This window comes from Pseudomonas sp. W2Aug9, assembly GCF_023127755.1.
Taxonomy (GTDB): domain Bacteria; phylum Pseudomonadota; class Gammaproteobacteria; order Pseudomonadales; family Pseudomonadaceae; genus Aquipseudomonas; species Aquipseudomonas synxantha_A.
Genome location: NZ_SPKL01000020.1, coordinates 14,402 through 26,332 on the forward strand (window position 1 = coordinate 14,402; position 11,931 = coordinate 26,332).

The 11,931-nt window shown below is 63.5% G+C and carries 12 protein-coding genes; 7 read left to right on the plus strand and 5 right to left on the minus strand.

The window, feature by feature from the left end:
- The first annotated feature begins 202 nt into the window (after nucleotides 1–202).
- A complete protein-coding gene (locus tag E3O56_RS13780) occupies nucleotides 203–799 on the plus strand; it encodes a MarC family protein (protein WP_003171467.1) in 597 nt (198 codons plus the stop codon).
- Here the strand turns inward: E3O56_RS13780 and E3O56_RS13785 are convergent.
- The 5 genes from E3O56_RS13785 to cobG form a co-directional block, all read right to left on the minus strand.
- The gene (locus E3O56_RS13785; RefSeq protein ID WP_032878118.1) at nucleotides 796–1,575 is read right to left on the minus strand and encodes a hypothetical protein; all 780 of its coding nucleotides are present in this window, start codon (nucleotides 1,573–1,575) and stop codon (nucleotides 796–798) included. The two genes, E3O56_RS13780 and E3O56_RS13785, sit on opposite strands and share 4 nt — an antisense overlap.
- Nucleotides 1,576–1,812: 237 nt before the next feature.
- Nucleotides 1,813–3,450 carry a precorrin-3B C(17)-methyltransferase gene (gene cobJ / locus E3O56_RS13790; protein WP_078820176.1) on the minus strand — a complete coding sequence of 546 codons (1,638 nt, stop codon included), beginning with the start codon at nucleotides 3,448–3,450 and terminating at the stop codon, nucleotides 1,813–1,815.
- Nucleotides 3,450–4,181: a precorrin-2 C(20)-methyltransferase gene (locus tag E3O56_RS13795; RefSeq protein WP_005784378.1), complete on the minus strand. Its 732-nt coding sequence runs from the start codon at nucleotides 4,179–4,181 to the stop codon at nucleotides 3,450–3,452. The genes cobJ and E3O56_RS13795 overlap by 1 nt, the downstream gene beginning before the upstream one ends.
- Entirely contained in the window at nucleotides 4,181–4,807 is a 627-nt protein-coding gene (locus E3O56_RS13800) for a precorrin-8X methylmutase (protein ID WP_032878122.1), read from the minus strand. Before E3O56_RS13800 ends, E3O56_RS13795 begins: the two co-directional genes overlap by 1 nt.
- A complete protein-coding gene (gene cobG, locus E3O56_RS13805; protein WP_248128428.1) occupies nucleotides 4,800–6,146 on the minus strand; it encodes a precorrin-3B synthase in 1,347 nt (448 codons plus the stop codon). Before cobG ends, E3O56_RS13800 begins: the two co-directional genes overlap by 8 nt.
- Before the next feature lie 38 nt (nucleotides 6,147–6,184).
- On the opposite strand from cobG, the gene cbiE reads away from it, so the two are divergent.
- The 6 genes from cbiE (at nucleotide 6,185) to E3O56_RS13835 (ending at nucleotide 11,839) form a co-directional block, all read left to right on the plus strand.
- Nucleotides 6,185–7,390: a precorrin-6y C5,15-methyltransferase (decarboxylating) subunit CbiE gene (gene cbiE / locus E3O56_RS13810; protein WP_248128429.1), complete on the plus strand. Its 1,206-nt coding sequence runs from the start codon at nucleotides 6,185–6,187 to the stop codon at nucleotides 7,388–7,390.
- Nucleotides 7,387–8,106, plus strand: a complete 720-nt coding sequence (locus E3O56_RS13815; RefSeq protein WP_248128430.1) for a cobalt-precorrin-6A reductase — start codon at nucleotides 7,387–7,389, stop codon at nucleotides 8,104–8,106. Before cbiE ends, E3O56_RS13815 begins: the two co-directional genes overlap by 4 nt.
- A 257-nt stretch (nucleotides 8,107–8,363) precedes the next feature.
- Nucleotides 8,364–8,756 (plus strand): DUF2946 domain-containing protein, encoded by a 393-nt coding sequence (locus E3O56_RS13820; RefSeq protein WP_005784364.1) that lies wholly within the window; start codon nucleotides 8,364–8,366, stop codon nucleotides 8,754–8,756.
- 47 nt (nucleotides 8,757–8,803) lie between these two features.
- Nucleotides 8,804–9,286, plus strand: a complete 483-nt coding sequence (locus tag E3O56_RS13825) for a copper chaperone PCu(A)C (RefSeq protein WP_032878127.1) — start codon at nucleotides 8,804–8,806, stop codon at nucleotides 9,284–9,286.
- Nucleotides 9,287–9,295: 9 nt separating this feature from the next.
- Nucleotides 9,296–9,685 carry a DUF2946 domain-containing protein gene (locus E3O56_RS13830; protein WP_032878129.1) on the plus strand — a complete coding sequence of 130 codons (390 nt, stop codon included), beginning with the start codon at nucleotides 9,296–9,298 and terminating at the stop codon, nucleotides 9,683–9,685.
- Between the two features lie 93 nt (nucleotides 9,686–9,778).
- On the plus strand, nucleotides 9,779–11,839 hold the full coding sequence (locus tag E3O56_RS13835; protein WP_248089401.1) for a TonB-dependent copper receptor: 2,061 nt from the start codon (nucleotides 9,779–9,781) through the stop codon (nucleotides 11,837–11,839).
- Nucleotides 11,840–11,931: the final 92 nt, after the last annotated feature.

Here is an 11,931-nt window from a genome sequence, read left to right on the forward strand (position 1 = left end):
AATCCCTGTCGAATTCCGGCCAGCGTGGTTTAACGGGGCGCCTAAGATCAAAAGCGACTCGCTTCGCATCGTGGTTACCGTCGCCTGCTACAACCTACAAAATTGTGTAGATACCTATGGCTATCGCAGTTCAAGCCAGCTCCCACATTTGATCTCTGTCGGATAGACTCCTCCACACTTCCCCCGCCCGCGAGCCGCCCCCATGCTCCATGTGTTATTCAGCGTTTACCTGAAGATGCTGGTGCTCTACAGCCCGTTTTTTGTGCTGTCCTGCTTTATCAGCCTGACCCGTGGCTATTCCAGCAAGGAACGTCGGCGCCTGGCCTGGAAAGTCGCACTGGCGACCCTGGTATCGAGCGTGTTGCTCTACCTGTTCGGCAGGGTGATTTTCAGCGTGTTCGGCATTACCGTGGACGCGTTCCGTATCGGCGCCGGCAGCGTGTTGTTTATCTCGGCCCTGGGCATGGCTCAGGGCAAGTCGGCGGTGCAGACCGACAACGTGCAGCAGGACGTGACCATCGTGCCGCTGACCATCCCGCTCACTGTCGGCCCAGGCACCATCGGTGCGCTGCTGGTGATGGGCGTGAGCCAGCCCCACTGGGACGACAAGCTCACCGCCATCCTCAGCATCGCCTTGGCCAGCCTCACAGTGGGTGTGGTGCTGTACCTGTCCAACCGTATCGAACGGATTCTCGGCGACCAGGGCTTGCAGATTGTCAGCCGGTTGATGGGCCTGTTCGTATGCGCCCTGGCCGCGCAAATCATTTTTACCGGGGTTCGCGGCTACCTGGTGCCTTAGATCCGGTATTTGGCAATCGCCAGCTGCACCTTGTCACCGGCGCTTTCGCGCATCAGCTGGATGGTTTTTTCGTTGACCACCGAGGTGTTCAGCACCAGGCAGGTTTGCCCGCTGAAAGCCTCGAACGATGAGCTGTCCCATTCAAGGAACGGCACTCCCACCTGTTTGTTCACGCCGTGGCTGCTGAAGGTCACCAGCACCATCATCACTTCACCATTGGTTTCGGCGCAGGACGCCACGCCGAAGTCACCGCCCTCATGCACCGCGCTATTGCGCTTGAACAAATCAAAAGACGCCGGCTGCCGCTTCAATGCCTCCAGCGCATCGGCGGCCAGTTTTGGCAGCGCGGTAACCAGCGGCCCCGACAGTGACATCGACGCCAGCAGCGCGCCGATAATATTCAGCGCCGCCAATTGCACCGTCAGTCCCTTGCCGGAGCGCGAGACACGCTCGAAACTGCTGCGCACCGGCAGCCAGCCAAGACTGACCATGACCTTGATAAATTCGTCGTACCACGCCTCGGTGCCCCGATGTACTTTCAATACATCGCTCACGTAACTGCTGGCCAGCAGGTAACTCTTGCGAATGTATTCGCGGTTCAGCCCAGACAGCCCCTCGGCGAAGGAAATCACCCCGTTGTTGACCACCGCCGCATTGCAGTCGTCGTCAGTGTCCAGGGGTAACGCCGCGTGCACTCCTGGTGCCCCCGGCAACTTGTAGGCGGCAATCAGCTTGCGCCGTTTGATAGTGTTGATCCTTCTGTGACGTCGCTCCATTTTTCAGTTCTCCACAAGCACCCGACATGGGGCTTTCCTTCACACTAGTCCAGCGGGCGGAGGGCTTTCCATGCGACAAACATGCCTTGGTGGCACCGGTCAAAACCCAGTGCCCAGCAATCACAAGGCACAGCCGGCAGGCTTGCGGTTTTCACCGTAAAAAAAAGAAAAAGCCCCGAACAACCTCAGGAGAATCCCAGGGTCATTCGGAGCTTTCCGGCGGCCAGCGGGCCGTTTTCAGGAGGCGGGTTTGTCGCCGTACCAACGCGGCGTGTACACCCACGCCCCGCCACCGGCACGCGGGAACACGCAGGTGGTGGACGAGCCGATCAGCACCATGGTGCGCATGTCCACCTGCTCGGGCGTCAATTGGCCCAGGGTGGTGACGCGTAGCGTCTGGCCCGGGCGGCCGATGTCGCGGCCCAGCACCACCGGCGTATCGGGCGTGCGGTGCAGGCCGACGATCTCCAGGGCACGCCCCAGTTGCCAGGGCCGCGAACGCGAGATCGGGTTGTAGAACGCCAGGGCCAGATCGGCCTGGGAAGCCAGGTCCAGGCGCTTTTCAATGATCGACCAGGGCTTGAGGTTATCCGACAGCGACATGACGCAGAAGTCATGCCCCAAGGGTGCACCGGCCTGGGCAGCGGTGGCCAGGGAGGCAGAAACCCCCGGCAGGATTTCCAGGTCGACCTGATGCCAGGCCGGGTCCGTGGAGTCGTGCAGCGCCTCGATCACCGCGGCGGCCATGGCGAATACACCCGGGTCGCCGGACGATACCACCACCACCGAACGCCCCTGCGCAGCCAGCTCGAAAGCATGGCGAGCGCGCTGCATTTCTTCGCGGTTGTCGGTGCAGTGTTGCACTTGATCGTCACGGAACGGCCCGGCCATGCGCACATAGGTTTCATACCCCAGCACATCGGTGCAACGCGCCAGTTCCGCCTTGACCGCCGGCACCATCAACTCGGCCGCGCCGGGACCCAGGCCGATCACTGCGAGACGGCCACGGGGGCGTCCCACCTGCGACACGTCCAAGGGCTGTTCGGCCACTGTAATGCTGATGTCCGCAACGGGCGTCACCGGGGCAAAACGCAGCGGCACACCCAACGCCAGCGCAGCTTCATGCAATGAGGCGTCGGCCATCTGCAGGTCGCTGGCCAACAGGCAGGCCACGGCTTGCACCGCGATCCCCGCCTCATGCAGCGCAGTGCGCACGCGCTCAGCCAACCGCGCACCAGGCTTGCAGGTAATGCAGACGTTTTGCGGATAAATCAGCAGCTCGTTCGCTGCCGGTGGGCGCTCGGCACTGCCCACATGAATCGCCAGGCGCGCCTGTGGGTCCTGGGCCAGATTGGCTTGATCCAGCCACGGCGCCACGCCTTCGACGCGTACCGACTCACCGGCCAAAAGGTCCGAGACAAAGCGCTTGCCCAGTTCAATGTCCGCCAGTTGATAACCCGTCGGCGGGTTGAGCAGGCAGGTGCCAAAACGCAGTTCGCCACTGGTGGTGATTGCCGCGGATACGCCCAATGCCGCGGCGATGTCCCGCGCCATCACATTCACCCCGCCCAGGCCACCCAGCAGCGGCACCACGGCGCTGCCGTCTTCTGCCACGGCCAGCACGGCGGGTTCCTCGCCCTTTTCCAGCAGCAGCGGCGCCAAGGTGCGAATCACAATGCCGGCCGCGCACAGGGCAATCAGCGGCGTGCCTTGCTGGTAGAGCTGGCGCAGCGTCGCGCCGAACTCGCTGTAGCTCTGGTCCGCCCCTTCAACCCGAGCGGCCAGGCCGTGGATCAACGCGCCAGGGTAAACCTGCTGGATCTTGCGCGCCGTGGCCAAACTGCCTTGGCCCAGAATCACAATCGCCGGAGTCATCAACCTTGCCACCTTTCACCGGGCACGATGATCAGCGAGAAATACGGCGACGACATCGGCTCCACCTGGTCCAGCGGCACGATCTTCTGGTTGGCCATGGTGGCGCGCTCCACGTACAACGCACGTTCGGCCAGGCCCAGCTCTTCCAACACCTGGCGCACCTTCGGGAAGTTGCGCCCCAGCTTCATGATCACTGCGGCATCGGCATCCGCCAGGCGGCGCTTGAGGTCATCATGGGGCAACACGCCCGAGAGCACCGACAAGCTCTGGTTGCGATACACCAACGGCGCGCCGAGCACCGAAGCGCCACCGAGCATCGAACACACGCCCGGAATTACCTGGGCTTCGTAGCGCTCGGCAAGGCGGTCATGCAGGTACATGTAGGAGCCGTAGAAGAACGGATCACCTTCGCAGATCACCGCCACATCGCGGCCCGCGTCCAGGTGCGCGGCCACGTCGAGGCTGGCGTTGTCGTAGAAGTCGCTGATCACTTGTTCATAAGACAGCGGCGCCGGCAGCGCTTCAGTGGTGACCGGGTACACCAGCGGCATCAGGGTCTGCTGTGGCACCAGGTGGCCTTCGATGATGCCGAAAGCGTTGCCCTTCTTGCCCTTGGCCACGAAATACGCCACCACCGGCGATTCACGCAGCAGGCGCAGGGCCTTGAGGGTGATCAGTTCCGGGTCACCGGGGCCTACGCCCAGCCCGATCAAACGTCCGCGCACCTGCATTATTCGACCTCCGTGGCCAGGGCGTTGACGGCGGCGGCAGCCATTGCGCTACCGCCCAGGCGGCCTTGCATGATCACGAAGGGTACGCCACGGCTGTCGGCGGCAAGCATGGCCTTGGATTCGGCGGCGCCGACGAAACCGACCGGGAACCCCAGGATCAGCGCCGGTTTCGGCGCGCCGGCGTCGAGCATTTCCAGCAGGTAGAACAAGGCGGTCGGCGCGTTGCCGATCACCACCACGCTGCCTTCCAGGTACGGGCGCCACAGCTCCAGGGCGGCAGCGGAACGGGTGTTGCCCAGCTCCCGCGCCAGCTGCGGCACGCTGTCGTCGCGCAGGGTGCAGATCACTTCGTTATTGGCCGGCAGGCGCGCACGGGTCACGCCCTCGGAGACCATCCGCGCATCACACAGGATCGGCGCGCCAGCAGCCAGCGCATCGCGCCCGGCCTTGCCCGCCCCTTCGGAAAATTGCAGACCGTCGATGGCCTCGACCATGCCGCACGCATGAATCACCCGCACCGCGAGTTTTTCCAGATCGGCCGGGATGCGGTCCAGGTTGGCTTCCGCGCGAATAATGGCAAAGGAGTTGCGATAGATCTCCTGACCGTCGCGGATGTAATCAATCATCGGTGTTGCTCCGTGGGCGAGCGCGTAACAGGGCGCCCGCCGCTTCAATGGAAAGAGTGCGCGCGTGCAGCCGACCGAAACCCGAGTGGGCTGCATCGCGAAAATAGAGGTCGTAATGGCCGGGGCTCACCGCCAGCAACGTGACCGGCGCGGTGTGCGCAGCGGCGCATGAGCGCGAGCAGCCGGACAGGTGCGCTTCGACGCCGGGTTGCAGGGCGGCCAGTTGCACCGCGTCGGCCTTGGTATCGGCCAGGCCCTTGCTGCAACCGCTGGAACCGGTGCAGGCAATCATGCGTGCCAGGGGTTGGTCGATTGAACACACAAAGCCCAGTTGCGCCAGGCGCTCGGTCACAGCGCCTACGCGTTCAATGTTGGGCAATAGCACGCCCTGCCAGGGCGTGAAGCGCAGCGTGCCATCGCCGTACTCGCTGGCCAGTTGCGCGGCGCCCTGGAGCATCAGCGAATCCAGGCGGCCCAATGGCGCGACTGCCGCGACGTAAAACTGATTTTTTTGGGTCTGTGGATAACTGCCGATGTGCAACAACGCACCACTGGCCGGGCGCTTGAAGCCCTGCGCCGACAACAGCGGCAGCCTCAGGCGGGCCAACAAGTTATCCACAGGCAGATGACGCATACGTGTTTGCTCGGGCGTCGCCAGGTCGAGAAAGGCCTCCAGCACCGCCACCACCAGCGCATGCCCCTGGTCCAGCGGCACTGCTGCCAAGGGCGCATCCAGCCCCGGACAACCGGCCAGGCCGAACGCCAACAGCGTCTGACCATCGCGCACAAACGCCGACAGCCACAGGTCATGGTGATGCTCCAGCATCGCCAGGGCTTCACCGCCATCGAGTTGTATCGCGAACTTGGCCGACAGCTGGTGGAACCGCGCATGGTTTTGCAAGGTGGCAAGAATCTGCGTGGCCAGCGGGCGGGTGTCGAACAGCATCTGCGGGTCGATACCAGCAGCGGGGCTGAGCATCAGGTTGCGCACGTCGTCACCGGCAGCGTTATTGGGGCCCAGACCGGCGGCAAGCAACCTGGCGATCAAGGCGTCCTGCTCGGCGCCAATGCCGCGGATCTGCAAGTTGGCGCGGTTGGTCGCCTCGATTATCCCCCCCGCGTACGTACGGGCCGCGTCGGCCACGGCGCTGGCCTGGGCTGCGGTGATCGAACCACCGGCCAGTTTGATCCGGCAAATGCCGCCGTCCAACGCCTGGACAATACGCAGCAACCCCGGACAAGCCGAGGGGCGCATGGTATTCACAGCGGGCGTTGGGTTCACGGGGCTACCGGTTGACGGGTAAAGGCGCGGTATTATGCCTGCTTTGTCCGGCGGCATGAAAAGCCTGCCCGTCGGATGTCGTTCAAGGAATTGATATGTCGCCCTGGCTGACGGTTGTAGGCATCGGTGAAGACGGCTTCAAGGGCCTGGGCAAGAATGCCCGGCACGCCCTGTTGCGCGCCACGCGGATTATAGGCGGCCAACGCCAGTTGGACCTTTTGCCGGTGTGTATTCGTGGCGAACGCCAGGTGTGGCCGAGCCCGTTTTCCCTGGAGCCGGTGTTGTCGCGGCGCGGGGAGCCTGTGTGCGTCTTGGCCAGTGGCGACCCGATGTTCTATGGCGTCGGCGCCAGCCTGGCCCGGCAAGTGGCAGCTGAAGAGTTGTTGATTTTGCCCGCACCATCGTCGGTGTCCCTGGCGGCAGCGCGCCTGGGCTGGCCGTTGCAGGAGGTGGTGACGCTATCGGTGGTCGCTCGTCCTTTGGCGGCACTTAATGCACATCTGGGCGCTGGCGTGCGCTTGTTGGTCTTGAGCAATGACGGCAGCAGCCCCGCTTTGATGGCTGCGTTGTTGGCCGAACGCGGTTTCGGCCCCAGCCGGATTACTGTGTTTGAACACCTGGGCGGCCCGGCTGAGGGGCGCATCGACGGGCACGCGCAATCCTGGGAACACGCCGAAGTTGCCGCTTTGAACCTGGTCGCCATCGACTGCCTGGCGGATGCGAACGCACCACGTCTGTCACGCCTTGCAGGTTTGCCCGACGCGGCCTTCAAGCACGATGGCCAACTGACCAAACGCGACGTGCGCGCCATGACCCTCGCCCGCCTCGCCCCCATGCCCGGCGAACTGCTGTGGGACGTGGGCGCGGGCAGCGGCTCCATCGGCATTGAATGGATGCGCACGCATCCAAGCTGCCGCGCCGTGGCAATCGAGGCCGACGCAGGCCGCCAAAGCCTGATCGAACACAACCGCGACGCCCTCGGCGTGCCCGGCCTGCAACTGATTCGCGGCAAGGCGCCGGATGCGTTAAGCGGTCTGGAAGCACCGAACGCCATCTTCATCGGCGGCGGCGTCACCCGCGAAGGCGTGCTCGACACCTGCTGGCAACACCTGCGCCCCGGCGGGCGGTTGGTGGCCAATGCCGTGACCCTGCAAAGTGAAATGACCTTGATGAACTGGCGCGCCGAGCACGGCGGCGAACTGACCCGCATCCACGTGGCCCAGGCGCAGCCATTGGGCGAGTTCGATACCTGGCGCCAGGCGTTGCCGATCACGCTATTGGAAGTGATCAAGCCCCTATGAAAAGGATTCTGTTGCTGGGCGGCGTGACGGAGGCGCTGGCCGTTGCCCGCACCCTGGGGCCGGAGCATATCTACAGCCTGGCGGGCGTAGGCCGTGTGCCGACCGACCTGAGCTGCCAGGTTCGAGTCGGGGGCTATGGAGGCGCTGAAGGGCTCGCGCAGTTTGTTCGTGACGAGCGTATCAGCCTGATTCTCGATGCCACGCATCCGTATGCGGCGCAGATCAGCCACAACGCGGCTCAGGCGGCGCGATTGAGCGATGTGCCTTGCTGGGCGTTGCGACGTCCAGCGTGGCAGCCGCAGGTGGGGGATGACTGGCGGGAAGTGCCTGACTGGGCCGCCCTGATAGCCGCGTTGAAGCCCTTCAAGCGCCCATTGTTCACCTTGGGTCGCGAACCCTTGCAGCATCTGGAGGAAATCCCCGCCGACCAGTTCTGGACGCTGCGCGCACTGGACGTTTATCCGGGGAATGCGCGGTGTGAAGTGATCGGCGCGCGCGGACCGTTTCTGATCGAGGATGAGCGGGCTTTATTCGAACGGCGCAGGATCGATGTACTGATCAGCAAGAACAGCGGCAGCACCGCCACCGAACCGAAGCTGGAAGTGGCGCGTGAGCGTGGCGTGCCGGTATTGGTGCTGAAGCGGCCAGTGCTGGCGGCGGTGAATCGAGAGTTCACCACCGTAGCTGCGGTGCTGCAGGCAATACACCCCCTCTGAGCAACACCGACCTAATGTGGGAGGGGGCTTGCTCCCGATGGCGGCGGATCAGCCACAAATCAGTAACTGACACACCGCGATCGGGAGCAAGCCCCCTCCCACATTTGACCTGCGCAGCCCTGAAGATCCTCATCCACTCAATTCCCGTCTACGCTCAAATCCAGCACTGCGACACCAAACCACACCGCCCCTTTTTACTTATCCCTCCCGATCAGGCTAAATACCCCCTGATCGTTTAACCCTACGGATTATCCGCCATGGCCCGTCAACGCTTTGCAATTGCCTGGATCGCCTGCCTTGCAGTGCTGTTCAATGCGTTTGCCATGCCGTTGGCCAGTGCGATGCAGCAGACTGATGACCCGGTCAAGCGTCTGATGTGGGGTGGGTTCTGTTCGTCCAATGGTGCCAGCCTGAAGGCGATTGCTCTGGGCAAGCTGGAAATCCCGGCAGCGCCGGACGATCACTCTGCCATGCAGCATTGCTGGTGTTGCTCGGGCTCGGCGCCGTTGGTGGCGTTGCCGGGGCATGTGCCGCAGCTGTATGTGACGCGCTTCGAGGCGGTGCAGAGCCTGCCGCCACGCTTATTGCGCAATCCCACCCCGCGCCAGCAATGGCCAAGCCTTAACCCTCGCGCCTCCCCAACGGTCTGATCTTCTTCGCAAGTGAACTGCGTTTAGAACCGTTCTGGAGAACTGCCATGCTTAAATCTTCCCTGCTTCTGGCTGCGTTGCTGTTGCCGGTGTTCAGTGCTGCCAATGCCGATGACTACAAGGCCGGCGACCTGTTGGTGAGCGATCCCTGGTCCCAGGAGCTGCCACCGAATGCGCCGACCGTGGCGGCCTACTTTGTGATTCATAACACCGGGGCTGCTCCGGATCGCCTGCTCAGCGTTGAAACCAGCGTCGCGGAGAAAGCCGAGCTGCACGAGCATGTGATGCAAGGCGACTTGATGAAGATGCAGCAAGTGCCCAGCGTTGCCGTACCGGCCAAGGGTGAGCTGACCTTCGCGCCGATGGCTTATCACGTGATGCTGCTGGGCCTCAAAGACCGCAGCCTGTTGGCCGATGGCAAGCAATTCCCACTGACCCTGACCTTCGAGAAAGCAGGCAAGGTTCAGGTGCAAGTGTCGGTGCAGAAGGTCCCGCCGATGGCCACGCACGAGCATAAGCACACTCACTAGACCTACCCGATGGGCGCCCCCCGCGCCAGGTTGTCTCCGCACCGCCGTGTGATGCGCGGCAGTTGGATCAGCCTGTTCGCCATGCTGATGATCTTTATCGGTCCGCTGATTTCCCAAGCGATGCCGATGGATCATCACGCCGGTATGTCCATGGACATGCCCGCGTGCCACGGCGAGCCCAAGCCGACCAAAACCCCCGACGAACATCATGTCCTCTGGGAGAAATGCGGCTATTGCAGCCTGCTGTTCAGTTGCCCGGCCCTGCCCGGCAGCGTCTCCTACGTAACGCTCGGCACCCCGCCGCCAGCCAACGCACTCATCCCCGCCCCCCGCCTGGGCCATGCTCGGCAGAGCATCTTCCCTGGCGCCCGCAGTCGTGCGCCGCCCATCGTGTCGTAAGCCCTTCACCGCGTTACTTCACCCCGGCCGACTTCAATTAGACAGCCGCAGGCTGCTGGCCGTGTTGTTTACGATTGATTGATGGAATTTGTCATGTCCAGGTTTTCTGCTGACACCCGTTTGGGCGCTGCCCCTGTTTTCGCCGCTCTGTGCGGCGCACTGCTTGCCCCCTACGCCCATGCGCACGAACACGAGCTGAGCCCCACGGTGATCACCGCGATCGCTCCCAGCTCGCCCCTCACCGTTGTCACCAACCCCAAGGATCCACGCCAGCCGGTGCCCGCGAGCGATGGCGGCGACTACCTCAAGACCATCCCCGGCTTCGCCCTGGTGCGCAACGGCGGCACCAACGGCGACCCGGTGCTGCGCGGCATGTTCGGCTCGCGCCTGAACATCCTTACCAACGGCGGCATGATGCTCGGCGCCTGCCCAGGCCGCATGGATGCGCCGACTTCGTATATTTCGCCGGAAACCTACGACAAGCTCACCGTGATCAAAGGCCCGCAAACCGTACTCTGGGGCCCGGGCGCGTCGGCCGGTACGATCCTGTTCGAGCGTGAGCCCGAGCAGTTCGGCGAGCTGGGCACGCGGGTCAATGCCAGTGTGCTGGCCGGTTCCAACGGGCGCTTCGACAAGGTCATCGATGCTGCTGCAGGAGGCCCGTTGGGCTATGTGCGGGTGATCGGCAACCAGGCCCATGCCGACGATTACAAGGACGGCAATAACGACACTGTCGCCTCGCGCTATGACAAGTGGAATGGCGATGTGGCGGTGGGTTTCACCCCCGACGCCGACACGCTGCTGGAACTCACCGCCGGCCGTGGCGACGGGGAAGCGCGCTACGCCGGACGCGGTATGGACGGCTCGCAATTCCTGCGCGAAAGCCTCGGGCTGCGCTTCGAAAAATCCAACCTCGGCGAGGTACTGGACAAGGTCGAGGCCCAGGTCTACTACAACTACGCCGACCACGTCATGGACAACTACAGCCTGCGCGTCCCTTCGGGCAGCGGCATGATGGCCGGGCCCATGGCCTCCAACGTCGACCGTCGCACCCTGGGCGGTCGCATCAAGGCAACCTGGCGCTGGGCCGATGTGCAACTGATCGGCGGTCTGGACGCGCAGACCAACGAGCACCGCGCGCGCAGCAGCATGGGCATCGACACCTACAAGGACCTGCCGCGCAACAAGGACGCCAACTTCCACAACTACGGGGTATTCGGCGAGCTGACCTGGTACGCCGCCGACAACGACCGCCTGATCACCGGCGCCCGCCTGGACCGTGCCTCAGCCAAGGATTTTCGGCAACGCACCGGCTCGGCAATGATGAGCCGCCCCAACCCCACCGCCGACGACACCCGCGCAGACACCTTGCCATCGGGCTTTGTGCGCTATGAGCACGACCTGGCGGACACGCCCACGACCGTCTATGCGGGCCTGGGGCACGCTGAACGCTTTCCGGATTACTGGGAATTGTTCTCCCCCAACACCGGCGCGGTCGGCTCGGTGAATGCCTTTGACGGCGTGAAGCCCGAGAAGACCACGCAGCTGGATTTCGGCGCGCAATACAAAACCGCCGACCTCGAAGCCTGGGCCTCGGGTTACGTCGGCCAGGTGCGCGACTTCATCCTGTTCGACTACCGGCCCGGCATGATGGGCACCACCTCCCAGGCGCGCAATGTCGACGCGCGCATCATGGGCGGCGAGTTGGGTGCGGCCTACAAGCTGAGCCGCAACTGGAAAGCCGACGCCAGCCTCGCCTACGCCTGGGGCAAGAACAGCAGCGATGGCAAAGCCCTGCCGCAGATGCCGCCGCTGGATGCACGCCTGGGCCTGACCTACAGCGAAGACGACTGGAGTGCCGGCGCCTTGTGGCGCGTGGTCGCGGCGCAAAACCGCATCGACCAGAATAAGGGCAACGTGGTCGGCAAGGACTACGACAAGAGCGGCGGTTTTGGCGTGTTCTCGCTCAACGCTGCGTACCGCATCAATAAGAACTTCAAGGTCAGTACCGGAGTCGACAACCTGTTCGGCAAGGCTTATGCCGAGCATTTGAACCTGGCGGGTAACGCAGGCTTCGGTTACCCGGCGAATGACCCGCAAGCCATCAAGGAGCCGGGGCGTACGCTCTGGACCAAGGTGGACATGAGCTTCTAAAAGCATCGCAGGCAAGCCAGATCCCACAGGTGGAATACGGTCCCATGTGGGAGCTGGCTTGCCTGCGATGACGATGTAACAGACCAAGAAAA